This window comes from Exiguobacterium sp. 17-1, assembly GCF_023096305.1.
GTDB classification, from domain to species: Bacteria; Bacillota; Bacilli; order Exiguobacteriales; family Exiguobacteriaceae; genus Exiguobacterium_A; species Exiguobacterium_A sibiricum_A.
Map to the genome: position 1 here is coordinate 809,591 of NZ_JALIGJ010000001.1, position 22,355 is coordinate 831,945.

At 45.6% G+C, this 22,355-nt stretch carries 25 protein-coding genes; 21 read left to right on the plus strand and 4 right to left on the minus strand.

The window, feature by feature from the left end; translation table 11 throughout:
* Window positions 1-34: 34 nt before the first annotated feature.
* The 3 genes from MUN34_RS03945 (at window position 35) to MUN34_RS03955 (ending at window position 6,191) form a co-directional block, all read left to right on the plus strand.
* Window positions 35-1,306: an FtsW/RodA/SpoVE family cell cycle protein gene (locus MUN34_RS03945; protein WP_247856912.1), complete on the plus strand. Its 1,272-nt coding sequence runs from the start codon at window positions 35-37 to the stop codon at window positions 1,304-1,306.
* Window positions 1,299-4,733, plus strand: a complete 3,435-nt coding sequence (locus tag MUN34_RS03950) for a pyruvate carboxylase (RefSeq protein ID WP_026827909.1) — start codon at window positions 1,299-1,301, stop codon at window positions 4,731-4,733. The genes MUN34_RS03945 and MUN34_RS03950 overlap by 8 nt, the downstream gene beginning before the upstream one ends.
* A gap of 102 nt (window positions 4,734-4,835) precedes the next feature.
* Window positions 4,836-6,191 (plus strand): cryptochrome/photolyase family protein, encoded by a 1,356-nt coding sequence (locus tag MUN34_RS03955; protein WP_026827910.1) that lies wholly within the window; start codon window positions 4,836-4,838, stop codon window positions 6,189-6,191.
* A 63-nt stretch (window positions 6,192-6,254) separates the two neighbouring features.
* On the opposite strand, the gene MUN34_RS03960 is transcribed toward MUN34_RS03955, so the two are convergent.
* Complete coding sequence (locus MUN34_RS03960; RefSeq protein WP_026827911.1) at window positions 6,255-7,148, minus strand: COX15/CtaA family protein; 894 nt, start codon at window positions 7,146-7,148, stop codon at window positions 6,255-6,257.
* 324 nt (window positions 7,149-7,472) lie between these two features.
* Between MUN34_RS03960 and cyoE the strand changes: the two genes are divergently transcribed.
* The 9 genes from cyoE to MUN34_RS04005 all read left to right on the plus strand — a co-directional run bounded on the left by cyoE (window position 7,473) and on the right by MUN34_RS04005 (window position 14,766).
* Entirely contained in the window at window positions 7,473-8,405 is a 933-nt protein-coding gene (gene cyoE, locus MUN34_RS03965; protein ID WP_012370859.1) for a heme o synthase, read from the plus strand.
* Between the two features lie 64 nt (window positions 8,406-8,469).
* A complete protein-coding gene (gene coxB / locus MUN34_RS03970) occupies window positions 8,470-9,501 on the plus strand; it encodes a cytochrome c oxidase subunit II (RefSeq protein WP_012370858.1) in 1,032 nt (343 codons plus the stop codon).
* Window positions 9,502-9,535: 34 nt separating this feature from the next.
* The gene (ctaD, locus tag MUN34_RS03975) at window positions 9,536-11,404 is read left to right on the plus strand and encodes a cytochrome c oxidase subunit I (protein WP_026827913.1); all 1,869 of its coding nucleotides are present in this window, start codon (window positions 9,536-9,538) and stop codon (window positions 11,402-11,404) included.
* 1 nt (window position 11,405) lies between these two features.
* Window positions 11,406-12,035, plus strand: a complete 630-nt coding sequence (locus tag MUN34_RS03980) for a cytochrome (ubi)quinol oxidase subunit III (RefSeq protein ID WP_012370856.1) — start codon at window positions 11,406-11,408, stop codon at window positions 12,033-12,035.
* 1 nt (window position 12,036) lies between these two features.
* Window positions 12,037-12,366: a cytochrome C oxidase subunit IV family protein gene (locus tag MUN34_RS03985; protein ID WP_026827914.1), complete on the plus strand. Its 330-nt coding sequence runs from the start codon at window positions 12,037-12,039 to the stop codon at window positions 12,364-12,366.
* Window positions 12,367-12,496: 130 nt separating this feature from the next.
* A complete protein-coding gene (ctaG, locus tag MUN34_RS03990; RefSeq protein WP_026827915.1) occupies window positions 12,497-13,402 on the plus strand; it encodes a cytochrome c oxidase assembly factor CtaG in 906 nt (301 codons plus the stop codon).
* 18 nt (window positions 13,403-13,420) lie between these two features.
* Complete coding sequence (locus MUN34_RS03995; RefSeq protein WP_026827916.1) at window positions 13,421-13,882, plus strand: DUF420 domain-containing protein; 462 nt, start codon at window positions 13,421-13,423, stop codon at window positions 13,880-13,882.
* 12 nt (window positions 13,883-13,894) lie between these two features.
* A complete protein-coding gene (locus MUN34_RS04000; RefSeq protein ID WP_026827917.1) occupies window positions 13,895-14,500 on the plus strand; it encodes an SCO family protein in 606 nt (201 codons plus the stop codon).
* An 8-nt stretch (window positions 14,501-14,508) separates the two neighbouring features.
* Window positions 14,509-14,766 carry a hypothetical protein gene (locus MUN34_RS04005; protein WP_026827918.1) on the plus strand — a complete coding sequence of 86 codons (258 nt, stop codon included), beginning with the start codon at window positions 14,509-14,511 and terminating at the stop codon, window positions 14,764-14,766.
* Window positions 14,767-14,895: 129 nt separating this feature from the next.
* Here the strand turns inward: MUN34_RS04005 and MUN34_RS04010 are convergent, their stop codons facing one another.
* Both MUN34_RS04010 and MUN34_RS04015 read right to left on the minus strand, forming a co-directional pair.
* On the minus strand, window positions 14,896-15,246 hold the full coding sequence (locus tag MUN34_RS04010; protein ID WP_026827919.1) for a YugN family protein: 351 nt from the start codon (window positions 15,244-15,246) through the stop codon (window positions 14,896-14,898).
* Between the two features lie 110 nt (window positions 15,247-15,356).
* Window positions 15,357-16,124 carry an ATP-grasp domain-containing protein gene (locus MUN34_RS04015; protein ID WP_235188830.1) on the minus strand — a complete coding sequence of 256 codons (768 nt, stop codon included), beginning with the start codon at window positions 16,122-16,124 and terminating at the stop codon, window positions 15,357-15,359.
* Between the two features lie 101 nt (window positions 16,125-16,225).
* Between MUN34_RS04015 and MUN34_RS04020 the strand changes: the two genes are divergently transcribed.
* From MUN34_RS04020 to MUN34_RS04040, 5 genes are read left to right on the plus strand one after another with little or no spacing between them, the layout of a single operon-like run.
* On the plus strand, window positions 16,226-16,666 hold the full coding sequence (locus MUN34_RS04020) for a YlbF/YmcA family competence regulator (RefSeq protein ID WP_012370848.1): 441 nt from the start codon (window positions 16,226-16,228) through the stop codon (window positions 16,664-16,666).
* Window positions 16,667-16,691: 25 nt separating this feature from the next.
* Window positions 16,692-16,949 carry a YlbG family protein gene (locus tag MUN34_RS04025; RefSeq protein ID WP_081776616.1) on the plus strand — a complete coding sequence of 86 codons (258 nt, stop codon included), beginning with the start codon at window positions 16,692-16,694 and terminating at the stop codon, window positions 16,947-16,949.
* Window positions 16,950-16,985: 36 nt separating this feature from the next.
* Window positions 16,986-17,573, plus strand: coding sequence for a 16S rRNA (guanine(966)-N(2))-methyltransferase RsmD (gene rsmD / locus MUN34_RS04030; protein ID WP_282104279.1), 588 nt, complete (start codon window positions 16,986-16,988; stop codon window positions 17,571-17,573).
* A complete protein-coding gene (gene coaD, locus MUN34_RS04035) occupies window positions 17,570-18,064 on the plus strand; it encodes a pantetheine-phosphate adenylyltransferase (RefSeq protein WP_026827923.1) in 495 nt (164 codons plus the stop codon). Before rsmD ends, coaD begins: the two co-directional genes overlap by 4 nt.
* Window positions 18,061-19,059 (plus strand): SepM family pheromone-processing serine protease, encoded by a 999-nt coding sequence (locus tag MUN34_RS04040; protein ID WP_247856914.1) that lies wholly within the window; start codon window positions 18,061-18,063, stop codon window positions 19,057-19,059. Before coaD ends, MUN34_RS04040 begins: the two co-directional genes overlap by 4 nt.
* On the opposite strand, the gene MUN34_RS04045 is transcribed toward MUN34_RS04040, so the two are convergent.
* Window positions 19,032-20,183 carry a tRNA(Met) cytidine acetate ligase gene (locus MUN34_RS04045; RefSeq protein ID WP_247856915.1) on the minus strand — a complete coding sequence of 384 codons (1,152 nt, stop codon included), beginning with the start codon at window positions 20,181-20,183 and terminating at the stop codon, window positions 19,032-19,034. The genes MUN34_RS04040 and MUN34_RS04045 overlap by 28 nt on opposite strands.
* 155 nt (window positions 20,184-20,338) lie before the next feature.
* On the opposite strand from MUN34_RS04045, the gene MUN34_RS04050 reads away from it, so the two are divergent.
* From MUN34_RS04050 to MUN34_RS04065, 4 genes are all read left to right on the plus strand, one after another.
* Window positions 20,339-20,863, plus strand: coding sequence for a YceD family protein (locus MUN34_RS04050; protein WP_012370842.1), 525 nt, complete (start codon window positions 20,339-20,341; stop codon window positions 20,861-20,863).
* A gap of 47 nt (window positions 20,864-20,910) precedes the next feature.
* Window positions 20,911-21,084: a 50S ribosomal protein L32 gene (rpmF, locus tag MUN34_RS04055; RefSeq protein ID WP_012370841.1), complete on the plus strand. Its 174-nt coding sequence runs from the start codon at window positions 20,911-20,913 to the stop codon at window positions 21,082-21,084.
* Between the two features lie 87 nt (window positions 21,085-21,171).
* Window positions 21,172-21,993, plus strand: coding sequence for a ketopantoate reductase family protein (locus MUN34_RS04060; RefSeq protein ID WP_247856916.1), 822 nt, complete (start codon window positions 21,172-21,174; stop codon window positions 21,991-21,993).
* A complete protein-coding gene (locus tag MUN34_RS04065; RefSeq protein WP_026827927.1) occupies window positions 21,990-22,346 on the plus strand; it encodes a DUF3397 domain-containing protein in 357 nt (118 codons plus the stop codon). Before MUN34_RS04060 ends, MUN34_RS04065 begins: the two co-directional genes overlap by 4 nt.
* Window positions 22,347-22,355: the final 9 nt, after the last annotated feature.

The following is a 22,355-nucleotide window of genomic DNA, read 5'->3' on the forward strand; positions in this document are numbered from 1 at the left end:
TAGAACTAGGAATTAGAAAAAGGACGTGTACATAATGCAATCGAAGTTTAAGGAAAAACGTGCGTTTTTTGATTATCGCCTCTTCTTCACGATGCTCATCTTGATGGCAATCAGTACGGTGATGGTTTACAGCGCCAGTGTCTGGAACGGTGGCGATTACGCAAACACCTCATTTTTTGAGAAACAATTGATGTTTGATGTGATGGCGATTGCTGTCTTCTTATTTGTCGCCCATCTGAATCATGAGATTTTCCGAGGACCATTGGTACGGTTGGCTTTATATGTCATCACGTTCGGTATGTTGACGGCAACGCTGTTTGCTACACCGTTGAACGGGGCGCGTGCCTGGTTGAATTTCGGGATTTTCTTGATTCAGCCGATCGAGCTGTGTAAATTTGTTCTCGTCATCGGTCTTGCCAACTATTTTGATCAAAAGCATAAAGGACAGATGAATGGTGTGATTGGAATCGTCCACCACTTCATTCATCGTCAAATCGCACCGGATTCATCCGGCAAGCGGATTTTGCTCAGTTTCACGGACTGGATTTTGATTCCAATGCTCGTGTTACTCGCCCCTTATGCCATGATTATCCGGATGCAACCGGATGATGGCGGGTTATTCATTTTACTTTTGATTACGGCGATGATTTGGTTTGCAGTCGGGTTGCCACCCGGTTACATCGCTGTAGGGTTTGTCGGTGTCGGGTTAGTAGGCGTATATGCCTGGAACAATTTTTCCGCCAACCAGATGGAACGAATCCATGCCATCTTCAATCCCTTCCTGGACGCGGAAGGAAAAGGGTATCAATTGATTAATTCGGTCATCTCGATTGCCCACGGAGGAATTTTTGGAGTTGGTTTAGGAAATAGTTTTCAAAAGTACGGTTATCTACCGGAACCGGAGACCGACTATATCATGTCGATTATCTCGGAAGAACTCGGATTCGTCGGAGTCCTGATTGTGCTGGGGCTGTTATTCTTTTTAATGTGGCAAGGTGCGCTCATTGCCCGGCAATCGGCTTCAATCTACTCGAGCATGGTGGCATTCGGCATTTCGTCCATCATCTTTATTCAAACCGGTATCAATATCGGAGCGATGTCCGGTCTGTTTCCGGGGACCGGTGTGACGTTACCGTTCATCAGTTACGGCGGGTCTTCGCTTCTCGTCATGAGTACGATGCTTGGTGTCGTGGCAAATATTTCGATGCAAAACAAGCACCGGATAGCGTATCATAAAGAAGTACAGGAAGCACGAAAGATGAGTGCTACGAGTTCATTACCTAAAGGGGGAGCATCAGTTGACTAAAATCAAAAAGATTCTTGTCGCCAACCGCGGAGAGATCGCGATTCGCGTATTCCGTGCGGCAACCGAACTTGGGATTCGGACAGTCGCTATTTATTCACGAGAAGATAAGGGATCGCTTCACCGGTATAAAGCAGATGAAGCATACCGAATTGGCGAGGGGAAAAAGCCGATTGAAGCGTATCTTGATATCGAAGGAATCATCGAGACTGCGAAGAAAGCAGAATGTGATGCGATCCATCCCGGGTACGGTTTTTTATCAGAAAATATTGAACTCGCTACACGATGCCGCGAAGAAGGCATTATTTTCATCGGTCCTCGAGAAGAACATCTCTATAGTTTTGGTGATAAAGTCCGTGCGCGGACGACTGCCATCGAAGCCGGATTACCTGTTATCCCGGGTACGGATGGTCCGATTACATCAATTGATGAAGCGTATGCTTTTGCTGAAAAGGCCGGCTATCCATTGATGGTCAAAGCTTCTTTAGGCGGCGGCGGACGCGGTATGCGTGTCGTCCGGACCGAAGAAGAGTTACCGGACATGATTGAACGGGCAAAATCGGAAGCCTTAAAAGCATTCGGCTCAGACGAAATCTACGTTGAGAAATTGATTGAACGTCCAAAACATATCGAAGTTCAAATCATTGGAGATGCCCATGGCAACATCGTTCATTTGTTCGAACGTGATTGCTCAGTGCAACGCCGTCACCAAAAAGTCGTCGAAGTTGCTCCGTGTGTCACGTTATCGGATGAGGGACGCCAAAAGATTTGTGATGCAGCTGTCACATTGATGAAGCACGTCGGCTATGAGAATGCTGGAACGGTTGAATTTTTAGTGACACAAGACGAGTCGTTCTATTTCATCGAAGTTAATCCGCGTGTTCAGGTCGAACATACGATTACGGAAATGATTACCGGAATCGATATCGTCCAGACACAAATCCGAGTCGCAGAAGGGGAATCACTACATAGTAAATTAGTGGGTATTCCTGCACAAGAAGAGATTCAAATGTTAGGTTTCGCCATTCAAAGCCGGATTACATCAGAAGATCCGGAAAACGGCTTCTTGCCGGATACGGGCAAAATCAAGGCTTACCGTTCACCAGGTGGTTTTGGCGTTCGTCTCGACGGTGGAAACGCGTATGTCGGAGCTGAGATTTCGCCTTATTACGATTCTTTACTCGTTAAGATTTCGACACATGGCTTAACCTATGATCAAGCCGTTGCGAAAATGAGCCGTAACCTAAGTGAGTTCCGAATTCGAGGAATTAAAACCAATATTCCATTCTTAAGTAATGTGTTGAAACATCATGCGTTCATCAGTGGAGATTACAATACGTCATTTATCGATGATACAAAAGAATTGTTCATCTTCCCGAAACGACAAGACCGTGGAACGAAGTTGCTGACGTATATTGGAGAAGTGTCTGTCAACGGCTTCCCTGGAATCGGAAAGATCGAAAAACCGATTGCCCGGGACGTCCGGATTCCGAAAGACTTGCCTGCTGACTATCAAGCAGGAGCAAAAGCGATTCTTGATGCGGAAGGACCACTTGGTGTCATCAACTGGCTAAAAGCACAAGAGCGTGTTCAATTGACGGATACGACATTCCGGGATGCCCACCAGTCCTTACTTGCGACACGGATGCGGACGAAGGATTTAATCGCCATCGCGGAAGCGGAAGCCAAACTTCTACCGGAACTCTTCTCAGTGGAAGCTTGGGGTGGAGCAACATTTGATGTGGCATACCGGTTCCTGTCAGAAGATCCGTGGGTACGTTTGATGCAGTTGCGCGAAAAGATGCCGAACGTCTTGATTCAGATGTTGTTACGCGGAGCCAATGCGGTTGGTTATAAAAACTATCCGGACAATGTCATTCATGCCTTCGTCAAAGAAGCAGCGCAAGCCGGTGTCGATGTGTTCCGTATCTTCGACAGCTTGAACAATCCGGAATCGATTCAGTTGGCCATCGATGCCGTCTTGCCAACTGGGAAAATCGCAGAAGCGGCAGTTTGTTATACAGGCGACTTGTTCGATGCGAATCGTCCGAAGTATCATCTTCCGTATTACGTCAAACTGGCGAAGCAGCTTGAAGCCAGTGGTGCTCATATCATCGCTATTAAAGACATGGCGGGACTATTAAAACCGGAAGCTGCTTACGCTTTGGTTTCGGCATTAAAAGATGCCGTCGATTTGCCGATTCATCTGCATACGCATGATGCAAGCGGAAACGGAATTTACACATATGCCCGGGCTGTCGATGCCGGTGTCGATATCGTGGATGTCGCAGCTTCAAGCATGGCGGGTCTGACGAGTCAGCCTGCCGGAGGAAGCTTGATTCATGCACTGAGCGGTCATAAACGTCAGCCGCTCGTGTCTGTCCAAAAATTCGAACAAGTGTCGGACTATTGGCAGGATGTACGCCACCTCTATCAAGCGTTTGAACTTGATATGTTAGCACCGAATCCGACCGTCTATGATCACGAGATGCCGGGCGGTCAGTATTCAAATCTTCAACAACAAGCCAAAGCTGTCGGACTCGCGGATCGTTGGTCTGAAGTCAAAACGATGTATGCCCGTGTCAACATGCTGTTCGGCGATATCGTTAAAGTTACGCCATCTTCAAAAGTCGTCGGTGATATGGCCTTGTTCATGGTTCAGCATCATTTGACAGAACAAGATGTATTAGAACGTGCCAGCAATCTCGACTTCCCAGATTCTGTCGTCGAATTGATGAAAGGGGAGCTCGGTACGCCACCAGACGGTTTCCCGAAACAAGTTCAAGCGGCAATCCTCAAAGGCGTCGAGCCATTGACGGAGCGTCCTGGGAAAATGATGGAGCCACTCAATTTTGACGCCATCAAGCATGAACTGTTCGAAAAACTGGAACGTCCGGTGACGGAGTTCGATGCCTTAGCGTATGCTTTGTATCCGAAGGTATTCCTGGATTACAGTTCGTACGTCGCACGATATGGTGATATTTCGGTTCTCGATACGAGCACGTTCTTCCACGGCATGCGTCTCGGGGAAACGATTGAGGTTGAAATCGAGCGCGGAAAAACGTTGTACTTGAAGTTGATTCAAATTGGTCAACCAAACGATCATGGTGTCCGTGTCATCTACTACGAGATGAACGGTGTGCCGCGTGAAGTCGAAGTAAAAGATATCAGCATTAAGGAAAGTTCATCGAGCCGTCCGAAAGCCGATCGTTCGAATCCGAAACAGATTGGGGCTTCCATGCCGGGTAGCGTCTTGAAAGTCCTGGTTGAACCTGGAACGCGGGTTCGCAAGGGAGAGCAGTTGCTTGTAACGGAAGCGATGAAAATGGAGACGACGATTCAAGCACCTGAAGACGGTGAGATTAAATCAGTCCATGTCAAAGAAGGCGAAGCCATCGCGAGTCAAGATTTATTGATTGAATTTATTTAACACACAAAACGTAAATAGCATAAACACAGTATGACGAAAACAGGCAAAACGCATGGCGGATTGTCTGTTTTTCGTTCATCGTTATTTTAGGGGGGAACGAATATGAATATCATCTGCTGGATTCGAAGTGATTTTCGGCTCGAGGACAATCGTATGCTGGCACAAGCGGTTGACTATCTAGAAAAGGATGAACAGGCAAACGTCGAGTTCGTTTTTTGGGTGAACCCGGACTATATTGGAGAGTATGACGCGAGGCAACAATATTTCTTCCAGGCACTCGAACATTTCGCAAAAAACTGTAAAACACACGGGATGCCGATCCGATTCATCGAAGGACAGGAAAAAGATTTTCTCGAGGCGACAGATATGGCGGATGTCTTGTTGTTTAACGCTGAATATGTAGAACCGTTTAAGAGTCGTGATGATGGGATCATGAAAAAGCGGGGTGACAAAAAGTCGGAACGTCTGCTTGACCGTCATCTGCTTCATCCACATGCCGTCAAAAAAAATGACGGTTCCTATTATAAAGTGTTCACACCCTATAAAAATGCTTTTTTGAAGAAAGATATCGATAAGCCGTACCCTGTCAATCTGGATCTTCTGAAAGAACGTTATCACACACGACGTCAAAACAATGCATTTATGTTGGATTACTTTAAACAAGCGGCATCGGATGCTGACTTTGGTGTAGGGGAAGAACAGGCGAAGAAACGATTGCAGACATTCATCAAAAATAGTCTGTCTTCTTATGACGAGCAACGGGATCTGCCAGCGGTCGACGGAACAAGTCTGATGTCTCGTTACCTGCGGACCGGTGAAATTGGAATTCGGACAATCTATGAAGCCGTCAATCAGGAGGAAGATTCGAAAGGGAAGCAAACGTATGTGACAGAATTGATTTGGCGGGAGTTTTATTACACGATTTTGATGCATTATCCGGAGTCCAAACGATTACCGGTCAACGAGCAGTATACGAAGATTGAATGGGAAACAGATGAGGCTGGCTTTAAAGCCTGGACAGAAGGGGAAACGGGCTATCCGATTGTCGATGCAGCCATGCGACAGCTCAACACGACGGGGTGGATGCATAACCGTCTGCGCATGATTGTCGCGTCCTTTTTGACAAAGGACTTACTGGTCGATTGGCAAAAAGGGGAGCGGTATTTCCAGCAAAAACTGGTTGATTATGAAGCCGCATCGAATATTGGCGGGTGGCAATGGGCGGCGTCCGTCGGGACGGATGCTGTTCCGTATTTCCGAGTCTTCAATCCGACGACTCAGTCGAAGAAATTTGATAAGGATGGAACCTTTATCCGCCAGTATTTGCCGGAACTCAAGGATTTACCTAAAACGTCGATTCATGAGCCGACGGAACAACAACGACAAGATTACGATTATCCGATGCCGATTGTCGACCACGACATGGCCCGAAAACGAGCGATTGCCCGTTTCAAATAAAACGTGTAAAAAAATAGGGAGGAGGATTAAAATCCTCTCCCTGTTTTTTAGTTGAAAGTCGAATCAGCGTAACCGGGAATCGTCTTTTCGCGTCCGGAACGCATGGTAAGCGAGGTAAGAGATGACTCCGAAATAGCAAGTGATCAAGAACGCGTGCAATAACGGGACGTACGTGGCATGTCCACCAAGAACGATCCAGGCACCGGTTGCGACCTGACAAGAGATGAAGAAGGTTGCGAACAACATACCGGTACGCGAGGTTCGGTGTTTCAGGCGAATCGCCATGTAGTGAACGAACAGCGTATAGAAGAACAACAGACCGGCCAAAATCCGGTGAATCATTTGAACCCACGCTTCGAACGTCATCGTTGGTTGCGAACAGACCGGCCAGCCGACGCATGCATACGTCGCACCGACATGGCGGACGAACGCTCCGGTGTAAACGACAATTAACGTATAGATCAATAAGCCGTACAACAGTTTACGCAAGAACGCTGGGACCGATTCCCTGAATTCTTGACCGGGACGCTCCATAATCAAGATCGTCAAGATAAGTAAGGAAGCAAAAGAAATCAATGAGATTCCGAAATGTAATGCCATGACGAGATCTGACTGTTGCCAGACGACGGCACCTGCACCGACGATTGATTGAATCAACATGAAAATGAAGGCCAGGAAAGCGAAAATCTTGATATCCAGGCGATCTTTGAAAGCGACAAGTGTCCAAAGGCACAAGGCGATGATCAATAAACCGACGACTCCTGTTACTGCGCGGTGACTATACTCAATCATCGTTTCGACACTTGGATTAGTTGGAATCAATTCTCCATGACAGAGCGGCCAATCGGTCCCGCATCCGTTTCCGGAATCTGTTTTCGTGACGGTTCCTCCCATGAGAAGAACAATCATCATCGTGAATGTGACAAATGCTGAAAAAATCGAAAGTTTTCGATTCAAAACGCAGCCACCACCTTTCTAGGGAAATACATGATACTTGAAATACCTAGCAATAGTATCGCATAAAAAATATCGAAACGCTTGCAATCTTTTAGAAGAACGCTATTCTAATATTAGGTAAATATGGTGAACTGTGAGGTTAATCACATAGATTTCACATTTTGTTCATTATGTCGAAAGTATTTTCATACGTCATGACCTTGAATATGTGGTATCTTTTATAGAGAAAAGGACGTTTCGTGGCGTGTCTGTGTTATTTCTGTGAAGAAAATACGTGAATCCTACGTACAGAAAGAACGCAGACGGTTAGAAGGAGGAAACAACATGGCGAAAGTAAACGGGGAGACCCTGGACATCATGATCGAGCAATCGGATCAGCCGACGTTCAAGGACTATGTCACCCTAGCAAAGATGGGAATCGTTCGTGCGAATCTCATCACCGTCTTCGCAGGTTATGTCGTAGCAGCATCATACTTAACGGATGATGTTCTACTGTATTTGTGGCAGACGAAGTTGACATTATTGTGGACGCTTCTCGGAAGTGGACTGGTCATTGCCGGTAGTTGTTACCTCAATAACTATATCGACCGTGACATTGATTACAAGATGGAACGGACGATGGGAAGACCGAGTGTAACCGGTAAGATGGATGGGCAACGGATATTGGCATTAGGACTTGGGATACTGGCTACCGGTACCGTTCTCTTGCTGATCGTTAACCATGTTGCGGCAGTTTTCGGATTGATTGGTTCGTTTGTCTACGTCGTCATCTATACGATGTGGTTAAAGCGGACACACACGATCAATACAGTCGTAGGTGGTATTTCCGGAGCAGTGCCACCGATCATTGGATTTGCGGCAGTCACTCCAACACTTCATATCGATGCATGGATTTTGTTTCTCATCATGTTCGTATGGCAACCGCCTCACTTCCTTGCGCTCGCCATGAGACGGACGGAAGAGTACCGGGCTGCCGGTATTCCAATGTTACCTGTCGTGAATGGTTTTGCAATCACGAAACGACAAATTGTATGGTGGATTGCAGTGTTACTTCCATCATCACTCCTCCTCGCGCACTACGGCATCATTTATATGCTTGTCATGGCTGTGCTTGGCGGATACTGGCTCTACATGGGACTGAAAGGTCTCAAAATCAAGGAAGAACAAGCTGAGATTAAGTGGGCTTCGAAGATGTTTTTCTTCTCGCTCTTTTACTTCACGGCTTGGATCGTGACGGTCGTACTCGTTTCTCTCTAAAACGATTTGACATATTCACGGACACCATTTAAGAAAGAAAAAAATTGGGGAAAAGAAAGTGGGGATGGTTGTGAAAAAATCAGGAAAAATGCTCTTCCGGCTTCTTCCGATCGGTTTGATGGCATTATTGTTATCAGGTTGTGGAATCCCGGAATTGTCCGCACTACAGCCTCGCGGGGAAGGCGCACAAATGCAACTTGAAATCATTAAGCTTAGCTTATGGGTCATGTTGTTTGTCCTTGCGATTGTAGCAGTCATCTATATTTACGTACTTATGAAATTCCGTCGTAAAGCTGGAGACAACACTGTTCCGAAACAAGTGGAAGGAAATCACACACTTGAAATCATTTGGACAGTCATTCCGATTCTCTTGTTAGTCGTTCTTGCCGTACCAACCATCAAAACGACGGTTGAATTAGCAGATGCGAAAGAAGCGAAGAAAAATGAAGTCATCAACGTTACAGCAAACCTGTACTGGTGGGAGTTCGAATACCCAGACAAAGGTGTTTCGACAGGACAAGAACTTGTTATTCCAGTCGGAAAACGCGTTGCTGTCAACTTAACTTCAAAAGACGTCATTCACTCATTCTGGGTACCAGCTCTTTCAGGTAAAACAGATACAAACCCAGGTCTTGATAATGAAATGTGGTTACAAGCACAAGAAGCCGGTACGTACTATGGTAAATGTGCAGAGTTATGTGGACCATCGCATGCTTTGATGGACTTCAAGGTCATCGCGCTTGAGCAAGATGATTACGATGCATGGCTTAAAGACATGAAATCAGCTAAAGAAGCAGAAACAAAACAGTTGGATGCAAAAAACAAAAAGAACTGGACGACAGGCGAGCAAGTTTACGCACAAAACTGTCTCAGCTGTCACGGTGGCGGGAAAGTCGCGCCGAGCTTAACAAACTTTGGTGATCGTCAGCGTATCGCTGGATACCTCGATCATGATAAAGAAAATCTCGAAAAATGGATTCGCAATCCACAAAAAGAAAAACAAGGAACAAAAATGCCTGGTTTCTCTGAAGATAAGATTAGCGATGAAGAGTTAAGCGAACTTGCAGACTACCTATTGGACAAGAAGCTCCAATAATATTTAAGGGGGAATCATAGTGGGGACACATACTATGGGTATGCCGAAGAAAAAAACCGGCATCATGGACTGGCTAACGACAGTCGACCATAAAAAAATCGGGGTTCTCTATATCATCTCTGGATTGTTTTTCCTTCTAGTTGGTGGCGTAGAAGCCTTAATGATTCGTTTTCAATTGATTAAACCGATGAATGATTTCGTCAGCGGTGAATTATTTAACCAGTTGATTACGATGCACGGTACGACCATGATCTTCCTGGCAGCCATGCCGATGTTGATCGGCTATATGAACGCTGCTGTTCCGCTTCAAATCGGAGCACGTGACGTTGCGTTTCCGTTTTTAAACGCACTTGGTTTTTGGTTGTTCTTCTTCGGGGGAGTTTTGTTGAACCTGTCATGGTTCTTCGGCGCAGCTCCGAACGCAGGGTGGACAGCATATGCTCCGCTTTCAACTGTTCCAGAATCTCTCGGTGTTGATTTCTACTCACTCGGATTACAGATTTCTGGTTTCGGTACACTCATGGGGGGGATTAACTTCCTCGTTACGATTTTAAACATGCGTGCACCAGGTATGAAACTGATGCGGATGCCATTGTTCACATGGACAGCATTCGTTGCATCAGCATTGATCGTTTTCGCATTCCCGCCACTTACGGTCGGATTGTTCCTTTTGACGTTTGAACGTCTCTTCGGGGCACATTTCTTCGATCCGGCAGCCGGTGGTAACATCGTCATTTGGGAACACCTTTTCTGGATTTTTGGTCACCCGGAAGTATACATCTTGATTTTACCGGCTTTCGGTATTTTCTCTGAAATCATTCCTACATTTGCCCGTAAACGTCTCTTCGGTTATACGACGATGGTCTTTGCGACAATGTTGATCGGTTTCTTAGGATTCATGGTTTGGGTCCACCATATGTTCACAGTCGGACTTGGTCCGGTTGCGAATGCGATCTTCGCGGTTGCGACAATGGCGATTGCCGTTCCGACCGGGGTTAAGATCTTCAACTGGCTCTTTACGCTATGGGGCGGTAAATTGACGTTCCCAGTTGCGATGTTGTATTCAGTTGCGTTCATCCCATCGTTCCTCGTGGGTGGTATGACAGGGGTCATGCTTTCTGTTGCTCCTGCCGATTATCAGTACCATGACAGCTACTTTGTAGTTGCTCACTTCCACTACGTTATCGTTGGTGGGGTTGTCTTCGGTCTCTTCGCGGGTCTGTACTACTGGTTCCCACTCATGTTCGGGAAACAGCTCAACGAGTTCTGGGGTAAAATTCAATTCTGGTTGTTCTTCATTGGCTTCCACTTGACGTTCTTCCCGCAACACATTCTCGGTCTGACTGGTATGCCACGTCGTGTCTTCACGTACTTGCCAAACCAAGGCTGGGAAACAATGAACTTGCTGTCATCAATCGGAGCGGCCTTCATGGGTGTCTCGACAATCGTTCTTGTTGTCTCGATCGTTGCAGCATTGATGTCAAAAGAATACGTCAAACGTGACGTATGGGGTGACGGTCGTACACTCGAGTGGACACTTCCTGTTCCAACTCCAGAGTACAACTTTGCACAAATTCCACTTGTTAAAGGTCTTGACACATACTGGCTCGAAAAAATGGCTGGAAACAAAACCGTTTCTGTTTCGGAAGAAGTCGGCGATATCCACATGCCGAACAACTCGATCCTGCCATTCGTCATGTCCGTTGGTCTATTCCTTGCCGGTCTTGGATTCATTCTTCGCCTCGACTACGGTACAGTAGGTCTGATTATCGCCTTGATCGGTCTTGCGATGACACTCTTCGCAATGTTCCTCCGTTCTTGGATTGACGATGAAGGATACTACATCCCGAAAGCGGAAATCGAAAAAGATCTACGCCTTGAAGCTGAAAAGGAGGCGAAGTAAGATGGGACATCATTCAGTACCAAACAACCCGATCACGGGTATTCCGGATCATGTTGAAAAAGCAACACTTGAGGGTAAGAATAAATATGTAGCCTTCTGGTTCTTCCTTGGAGGAGAGACGACATTGTTCGCTTCTCTCTTCGGGACGTACATCGGGTTACACAACTCGGGTGCGAAAGAAGGATTACGCAGTTACGATATTTTTGAAATGGGTCTTGTCTTCATCATGACGATGCTCCTTCTCACAAGTTCACTGACAAGTGTTCTTGCGATGATGGCGATGAAACGTAATGATGTGAAGAAGATGAAAATGTGGTTAATCATCACGCTCGCACTTGGTTTAGGGTTCCTCAGCGGTGAGATTTATGAGTTCAATCATTATTACCACATCGGTCATACGTTTACTTCAAGTGCTTTTGGATCTGCCTTCTACACGTTGGTTGGATTCCACGGAGCACACGTCTTGTTCGGTCTCCTCTGGATTTCTACATTATTGATTCGGAACTGGAACCGCGGGATTACGGTCGTTAACGCACCGAAGTATTATGTTTCAAGTCTTTACTGGCACTTCATTGACGTCGTCTGGGTCTTTATCTTCTCAGTCGTCTACCTCATGGGGATGGTGAAATAAGATGGAAAAACACGAACCGCAATTAACACGAAATCAAGTTGAACTCGAGATGAAAGCAGATCGCAGCCGCGAGATGCAGTTGCAACTCACAAGTTTCGCTTTGATGATTTTTCTCACACTGATTGCTTTTGGTGCGGTCATGGCAGAACTCATGCCACACTGGGCAGCGGGTGGATTCCTGATCATCATGGCAATCGTTCAAGTCTACTTGCAGCTTTATATGTTCATGCATATGAACAATAAAGGCAACACGTGGATCAAAGTCATGATGGCACTCGGCGTCTTCGTCGCTTTGACGATCGTCGCGACACTCCGTCTTTTGATCTGGTAATAAATTGTGACCATTCTGCTAACGTTTAGCAGGATGGTCTTTTATTTTGGAATCGTTTTATGAGAAACCTTTACAATGAAATAGGGGAACGGTAATCTTAATCTGTAGGAAAAAGGAACGGGGTGAAAACATGTTAGGCAACTTAAGGGGATCTTTATCACAATTCGACTGGACGGTTTTATGGAGTCCATATTATGCATTACTTTTGATTGGTATATATGTTTTATACGCTGTCTTGACGGAAAAAATCCGTCGACCCGATGAAGCAGAGACGACGCTAGGGCAAAAATTTTCGATGCTTGCGGCATTATTCGTCTATTACATCGGTTTTGGCAGTCCGCTTGACGTACTCGCGCATATCACATTCTCTGCCCATATGCTGCAGATGGTATTTGTGTATATGGTGGCGCCGCCGCTCTTGATGATTGCGATTCCAGGGTGGGTGTTCAAACGGTTGTTTGAGGTGCCGTATCTCGGACGGACATTACGATTTTTCGTTTTGCCATTGATTGCACTGATTTTGTTTAATTCATTGTTCACGTTTTACCACATGCCATTCATCTTTGATTATGTATTGACGAATTATACGGTGCACCGGATTTTCCACGGAACATTGATTTTCCTCAGCATGACGATGTGGTACCCGATCATTGCACCCGTCAACGAAGAAGACAGCTTGTCAGACTTGAAGAAGATGGTGTATATCGTAGCGAACGGTGTGTTGTTGACACCGGCGTGTGCGTTCATGATCTTTAGTCAAAGTTTTCAATACGATGCCTATCAGGATCCGGCAACATTCGCGAAAGTATTAGCTTACTGTATGCCGAATAATGATTTGAGTGGGCTAAATATGGAACGCTTATTCGGAACAACAAAAGATTTGCTTGAAGACCAGCGTTTTGGCGGGGTTCTCATGAAACTCGGTCAAGAGTTAGTGTACGGGCTGTTCTTTGGTCTGACGTTCTTTACATGGGTCAGACGTTCTAAAAGTACTGCTGTCGATGAAGGTATGTCCTTCTCGCCAAAAGCGGATTAAATTGGGGGAAGTTGGAACATGAGTTATTTGCCATTGATTTGTGTCTCGTTGATTGTCATCAGTGCGATTTTCGTCGCGATTGGTTGGTTTTTGATTGCGCAGACACGCCGGAATATGAAAGCACACCAATTCGTGATGACAATTGCTGCTGCGTTAGCGTTACTATTTTTCATCATGTACGCGTTACGAACGATTTTGTTAGGGAATACTGCATTTGGAGGACCGGATACGGTCAAACCGTATTACACAGGATTTTTGATTTTCCATATCCTGCTCGCAACATCAGGTGGTGTCCTTGGACTAATGGCTCTTTTCTTTGCTTATAAGAAAAACTTTGCGAAACATCGTAAAATCGGTCCTAAAGCATCGGTCATTTGGTTTTTAACGGCGATTACAGGTGTTATCGTCTACTGTCTTTTATACGTGGTCTACGAGCCAGGAGAGACAACAAATGTGTTCCGGGCAATCTGGAACCATTAAGGAGGTCTTGATTTGAAGAAAAACAGTTATTTGACTGTCGCCGCAGTCGTATTGATCTTAGTGGCTGCAGCAGGCGGGTATTATTATTTCTTCATGAAAGAAAAATTACCTGTCATTGCGGAACCGACTCCGTTTGAATTGACGAATGCAGTCGATGGAAAGCAGTTTAGTTCGGAAGATGGAAAAGTCAAAGTCTTGACGTTTTTCTACTCGAACTGTCCGGACATCTGTCCGCTGACGTTAAACGATTACCGCAAATTAGAAAAACAGTTACGTTCTGAAGAATTGTACGGAACAGATGTTGAACTTGTCGCGGTTACGGTCGATCCGAAAGTGGATACACAAAAAGTCTTGAAAAAATATGCGTCCAACTTCGAAGCGAATGCAGAAGGCTGGAAAGTCTTGACGGGAGACGATGTCGTCATCGATCGTCTGACACGCCAATTGAATTTCTATTATTCAAAAGCAGAAAGCGGCTTGGTGACACACGGCACGCAGATGTTCATCCTCGATCGGGACAATAAAGTCCGGGCGATTTCTTCGATGGCAAAAACGACAGACGAACCGGTGGACTTAGAGGAAGTAATGACATCGGTCAAACAACTTGCGAAGGAGTGAATACCGTGATGGAACAGCAGTATGAAGTAACAGGCGAAGTGACGGTCTCCGTTCAAGCGATTGAAGAACTTTTACTCTGTACAGTCCTTGATTTCGGCGCAACTGTAGCACGAATCAAACGATTATCCGGAGACTCGATTTCATTCAGCTTGAAAGTCGAAGTGGACGTCAAACGACTTCCCGGTCTATATCACTACTTGCGTGAACAAGTAAACATCCAATTAGGAGAAGATGTATTGGATTACTTACAGTTGATTGCTAAATAAAAAAATGGTCTTCTCTTAATTGAGAGGACCATTTTTTGTTTTTTTCATCTTATGCGACACACTGAGAACAGGCAATGGTAAATAAAAAAATCAAAATCCACGCGAAGTGAATTTTGATTTGGAGATAACTTATTTTTCAAGTGTTTCAAGTAATGCAGTCAGGCGACGTTCGCAGTCTTTGACGATTTCAGGAGGGAACTCCTCATCGTATTCGACGCCGTGCGGATAATAGTGTTTTCCGAGTAACGGTGTCAACATCCGAACGACGGCTTGACGGTCTTCGATCTCACCTTGGATGGCATAGACCGGAACACGGAGATAGAATACCTCTCCCGTTGATTGTTTTTCGTACTTCATGTCATACATGGCACGCTCATAATCCCACTGTCCTTCGCGGACAAAACGATGATGATCCATGATGGTTTCGAGTAACCCGAATTTAATTTCTTTGCCTTCGATTCCGAACTGTTCAAACTTCATGTGTGAATCCCCCTATACCCCAGTTTGCTAGTGTACACTAGTCTTTCCAAGCTATCATACCATAATGAAACAATCGATAAAGAAAAAGTTGTGAAGTCAATTTGAAGAATTCATGAACTTCCGTATTTTCGTTCGACGTATTCAAGAATCGTATCTGGCGCATGGATGCCGAGATGATTTAATCCTTCTCCACCAAAGAAAACGTTAAACTCAAGAACATAGATATGATCATCTCGGAAAATGAGGTCGAATCCGGCATGATCGATATCAAGTTGCTTAGCGAGAGACAGAACAAAATCAAGTGCCTCTTGTGGAATGTTCTCGAAATCAAGGACACCGCCTTGAGCAACATTGTTTAGAAATTGAGCGCCTCCAACACGCCAGTAAGCCGCAAGAACTTTGTCGCCGATGACGACGACCCGAAGATCCTTCTCATTCGGGATGTATTCCTGAACATAAAACGTCTCATGCAGCGCGACATATTTGTCCCAATCGGCTTGATCTTTAATCAGATGGACGCCTTGTCCCATCGAACTCCGGACGGTCTTGGCAACAAACGGAAAACTGAACTCATCCAGCACACGGGAAATCGTGAATTCATTTTTTCCGTAAATTCCTGTCCGCGGAATATTCTCGGGTATGACGGTCTGGAAGATACGGGTCATTTCAATCTTATCGTGTCCGAGATGGAACGTGGCCGCCGAAGGGAAGATTGGTTTCTTCATCCCATAGATGATGGAATGGATCTGCCAATATTCCGGGAACAAAATCACGTCAGCTTGAGCGATTTTGCCGAGTGAATCAAAGTGATAATCGGACTTCGCATGTTCGGTTTTAATCCCGATCGTGCGGAACATGTTAAATGATAAAAATTGCATACAATTCATTCCTTCCTTCTGAACAAATTATACACAATTCAGCGTGCTAGGAGCGAGATAAATGTTATGATATGATGGTTAAGTTAAGGAGGAGATTCGTTGTGATTTATTCAGATAAAACGATAGACCTCATCAACGCAGCGGAAGACCTTGCATACTCTCTCTCGCAAAGCGAAACAGGTCAAGCATATAGATTAGCAAAACAGGCACGTGCCAACTCAAGACAAGCACAGGACGTCATTCGTGACTTCAACCGGATTAAAGAAGAATACGAATTGGTGCAACGGTTTGGCCGGTATCATCCGGATTATCAAACCATCACAAAAAAAGTGCATGAAATTAAACGTGCACTGGATTTACAAGAAGAAGTCGCGCAGTTTAAAAAAGCTGAAAAGCAACTGGAAACGCTTCTCGGACAAGTCAGTCTCGTCCTAGCAGGACAAGTCTCTCCTCAAATTAAAGTACCGACCGGAAATCCATTTTTCGATCAAGGATGTGCAGGAGGATGTTCGACTGGAGGAAGCTGCAGCTGTAGCGGTTAAGAACGACACGAGGGAGGAACGGTGTGTGATTAAGGATCGAATCGGACTTATCGTCTATGTCAATGCGTTGAAAGCGTCACGTCAATTGCGTCGGTTCGGAAATGTCTATTTCACTTCAAAGCGGGAACGATACGTCTTTTTATACGTTGATTTGGAACGACATGAACAGATGGTTGAGCGGATTACAGAATTACCGTTTGTCGAGAGCGTCATTCGATCAGAACGACCGTTCATCAGTGAAACGTATGCGAATAAAAAAGGTAAGATACAAGAAGAAGTCTAACAGGTAGAGCGATGAGGACATCCTCGTCGCTCCTTTTTGAAAGGAAGGAACAGGATGCGAGTCATATCGGGGGAACGAAAAGGCATGCGAATCAAAGCTGTACCGGGAGATCAGACACGACCGACGACAGATAAGGTCAAGGAGTCCTTGTTTAATGTCATCGGACCGTATTTTGATGGAGGAAAGGCACTTGATCTATTTGCAGGGAGCGGTGGGCTTGGAATCGAAGCATTATCACGAGGCTGTGATGAAGCTGTTTTTGTCGATCAACACTTTAAAGCGATTCAAACGATTAAAGAAAATCTAGAGACGACACGTTTTACGGATCGAAGCCGTATCTTGAAGAAAGATGTGACCGTTGCGTTATCGGAACTTGCGGCTGAATCACCGTTTAAACTGATTTTCCTTGATCCGCCGTATGCGAAGGAGCAACTTGCCGATCAAGTGTCATACATAGACCAACATGACATGCTGACAGACAATGGTGTCATTATTTGCGAACATGGATCAGAGACGGAGTTACCAGATGAAATTGGACGTTTACAGGTCATCAAACGCCTGCGGTACTCTACGGTCATCTCGATTACATTGTATGAATTTACAGAACTGGAGGAACAAGCATGAAACGAATCGCCATCTGTCCGGGAAGTTTTGACCCCATCACGAACGGACATCTTGATATCATTGAACGGGCAGCACCTATTTTCGACGAAATCATCGTTGCGGTACTGAACAATTCCTCGAAGCAACCGCTGTTTTCAGTTCGTGAACGAATGGATCTGATTTCAGAAGTGACGGAACATTTACCGCATATTAAAGTCGACTCCTTTAACGGGTTACTTGTCGATTATGCCTCGGAGGTCGGGGCGGGTGTCATCGTCCGTGGATTACGTGCTGTATCGGATTTCGAATATGAGATGCAAGTCGCCTCAATCAATAAAAAAATGAATGATCAAATTGAGACTTTATTTATGATGACAAATAACCAGTATTCGTTTTTGAGTTCATCGATTGTCAAAGAAGCGGCAAAATACGGAGCATCAGTTGCTGGACTTGTTCCTCCTGCTGTTGAAGAAGCATTACGTCATAAATATAGCAAGGGAGAATTGAGATGAAAGCTTGGAAACCGGCATTAGCCGCTGTACTTGCAGCGATGATTGCTTTTTTTGTTCCGCTTCCGTATTTCATCTCTTATCCGGGGGATGCGACATCGACAGAACAATTGATTGATGTTAAAGGGGCGACGAAAGAACCAGGGGATTTGATGATGCTGACGATTGCCCAGCGCCGGGCGACTCCTTATTTTCTTGTAGAGAGTCTATTTTTACCGTTTGCGGACCGTTCGAGTGTCAGTGACTATTTGTATGACGGTGAGTCGGATACGCAGTACGAGAAGCGTCAGAAGCTTTACATGGAAGAAGCACAGCATAATGCGACGATTGAAGGGTATGAACTCGCAGGGGAAAAGGCGACCGTCGATTTCAAGGGGATTTATGTATCGGGTATCATTCCCGACGGTCCGGCAGACGGGAAATTAAAAGCGGGGGATCAAATCACGAGCATCGGTGACAAGGCAATTACTTCATTAAGCGGATTCATGAAAACGATCAGTAGCAAAAAAGCAGGGACGGAAGTAAAGTTGACGTTCCTGCGAAATAAAAAACAACGACAGACGACCATCACCGTCAGTCAGCTGACAAACGAGTCAGAACGAGTGGGACTGGGGATTTATGAGCCTCTTCCGATGTCTTCCGTAAAAACGGAGCCGAAAGTTGATTTTAATGTCAAGGATGTGGGCGGACCGTCAGCTGGAATGATGTTTACGCTCGAGATTTACGATCAACTGACGAAAGGTGATTTAGCAAAAGGGTATAAAATTGCCGGAACAGGTACCATTGAAGAAGGTGGAAAAGTCGGTCCGATTGGCGGTGCCTGGCAAAAAGTCGTAGCGGCAGACGAAGCCGATGCAGAAATCATGTTTGTCCCGGCCGGTGAAAATTATAAAGAAGCCAAGCCATCCATCAAAAAAATCGAGACGAATATGAAACTCGTCCCGATTAAGACAGTGGAAGATGCACTGGATTATTTAGAAGCGTTGCCAGAAAAATGAGCAAAGCGACGATGTTCTTCGAGTATGTCGTAACGAGCCAAGGGCACAGCATATGCTGCTGTGACTTGGCTTTCTTTGATGAGCCAAGGATGTTTCTCGAATGTCGAGATGACCGGGATACGCTGTTTGATTTCGCGTAAGGCCATGCGTCCTTTATCATTGAATGCTAACGGACGGACGTAATCAATCCGGTCAAATGCAACATCATTCATCTCGTTTGCCATAGTTGAAGTCAATAAGTAAATCAGTACGCGCTGAAGGCTGGTACGGGTATAACGACGCGTTTTTACAGCAGTCATGAAGTCATCGAACGTCTCATTTCTGCGTGCTCCTTCAATCAATCGCGGAGCCAAAGAGGAATCAATACCATTAAATTGCGTCAAATCATCGAGACTGGTTGTCAGAAGACGATGGCGGATAAAAGGATAGTAGGACTCAAATGAAGCGAAGACCGCGTTCTGCAGCGTCTCAGCGGTCAGTTTTGGCAAACCGATTAACGAGTGATGGTTGGCGTAGTAGGCGCGGATTGCCGTGGCACTCATGATGTCACCAGTTGAAAGGTCATGATAGCCGCTTCCGATTCGTTTGGTCGTGTGTAAGGTGATCGTAGAGGCAGCCCGCGCGTAATAGTACCCTAGGGTATTATTCGGTGTCGTCAAATCCAGTATCGTGGTCATTTCCCGAAAAGCTTGGCTAGCAGCTGTTGCAGAAGACAGTCCGCGCGCTAATCCTTGTTGGACCATTTCTTGATAACGCGGACTCGCTTCATGATTTTCAGCAGCGGCGTGGATGAAAGGGGCTAACTGACCACATTCGCTCCCGAACGATAAACTCTCGGCCCCGATGGTCTCAGCGATCGTCACCCCGCCGAGGGCGAATCGGTCAGCCCGTTGGACGGCAAAATAAAATGGAAGTTCGAGAACGAGGTCGATTTCACCACTTGCGACAGCTGCCTGTGCGCGCGTCCATTTATCCGTAAAGGCCGGTTCACCGCGTTGTGTGAACGTCCCGCTCATGATCGCAACGATCAAATCAGCATCGGTTTCCTGACGTGCGACTTTCGCTTGATAAAGGTGTCCGTTGTGAAACGGATTGTACTCAGAAATAATTGCAGTCATTCTCATGAAACTTTCTCCTTTGCAAACCGAATTAAGTGCGGTAATATGGATGAAGACGTCCAAAAGTGTTCGTTCTCTAGCGATTTCAGTGTAAAGAAAAAACATTGACAAAACAAGATGTCCTCTCTATAATTCATATTGTTGCAATTGAGGTGATTCGGATGAAATGGTCCCTGATGCAATTGAATAAATTGCGCAATCTGGGTCAACTTCAGGTTAACGAGACGATTGAGCTTCCTGAGCTTATCGCCCTCCATCCGGATATCCGGGCGGTGCAACCTGTGCACGTTCGTGCAAATGCATCGTTTACATCGAATCAATTAATATTCAATCTCCGGATTACAGGTGAAATGACGCTTCCGGATGCCCGGACGCTGAGTGACGTCGCGTACCCGTTCGAGATTGAATCCATCGAGTCGTTCCTGCTCGAGGTTGATGCTGTTCCGAGTGATTCGGATGACATCAACTTACCGAACGGGAATACGGTTGATCTTCAACCACTCGTGCAAGAATTGATTTTACTTCATGTGCCAGTGCAAGTGCATGGGGATGATGAAGAAAATCAGTTGGTTCAAGGGGAAGGCTGGACGGTTCTCTCTGAAGAAGCGCCAGAAGAAGCTGAACCAAAAATTGATCCGCGACTTGCGGGTCTCGCTCAGTTCTTTAAAAAAGATCAGGATTCCTAATCTTTTCATAAAAAGACGAGTGTATTTTTTCAAGGAGGTGGACAACGATGGCAGTACCATTCCGCAGAACGTCGAAAACACGCAAACGTCTTCGCCGTACTCATTTCAAACTCCGTGTACCAGGTATGGTCGAGTGCCCAAACTGTGGTGAAATGAAACTTTCACACCGCGTTTGTAAAGCATGTGGCTCGTACAAAGGTAAAGAAATCGTCAGCAAGTAAGCTGAATGATCGGTATAAAAGCGACCCTAGAATCGAGCAATCGGTTTGACAGGTCGCTTTTTTTGATGACAGAAGGAGCGTGAGCAGATGAGTAACATAGGAATCATCGGTGCGGGATCGATTGGATTGTTAATCGCGTCCTACCTTGCAGAACAACACCATGTGACACTCTATACGAGACAAACGACAGGACATGACATCACGATCCTCCGGGATGATCAAGTCAGCCGACCGGTAGAGGTACGGCCGCTTGATCAATTCGAGTCGCAAGACTTGGTGTTCGTGACGACAAAGTCGTATGATATAAAAAGTGTGATGCCTTACCTGACGTCCGGGGAGATGCCGGTCATGTTCTTACAGAACGGAATGGGGCATGTGAAAGAAACAGAGCGGGTGCAGCATGCTTTGTTCGGGATCGTTGAACACGGTGCCATGAGAACGGGACAATACGCGGTGCGACACACCGGGATGGGACGCATCCGCTACGGACGAGTACCTGTTCCGATGCTTGAAGCGACACCGTTACAGTTTGAGTATGTTCCGAACATCGAGCAGGTCATGTTAACGAAATTATTCATGAATGCGGTCATTAATCCTTTGACTGCCTATTACGGGATACCTAATGGTCAATTATTAGATTCACCCTATGCTGAAAAGGCACATGGTATTTTTGAAGAGTTGCGAAACGTCTTTCCAGAGCATCCGATCAGCTACGAAGAAATCGAACAGGTCATCAGACGGACGGCATTAAATCGTTCGTCGATGCTTCAAGATCTAGAGCGGGGAAGGCAGACAGAAATTGAACCGATTGTCGGTTTCGTCCTGGAACACGCGGTTAATCCGACGCCCTTACTGACTTTTTATTTTCATCAGATTAAATCTCAGGAAAAAAGAGGGGATTCGATGTGACGTGGTTTATTATTTTTCCGATCTTCAGCTTGGTTAGTCTATATATCATTTTTTTAGCTGTCTTTCGCCAACATGGAAAAGCAGTTCGTTTTGCACTTGATTTAGGTACATTCATCGTCTTGTATGGGATCCACGTCGCGTTGATTGCACTGACAGGTCAAAATTACTTAGGATGGTTGCTGATTGCCGTACTGTTGATTTTTGCGGTCAATGCACTATGGCAACGCATCAAAAAAGTGGACGTGGATTATATACAAATGATACGACACAGTTGGCGGATTACGATCTTGATTGCTCTTCCAGTTCAGTTGATGCTGTTTGGAATCGGAATTCAACAACTGTTCATTCATTGATTTTGTCAG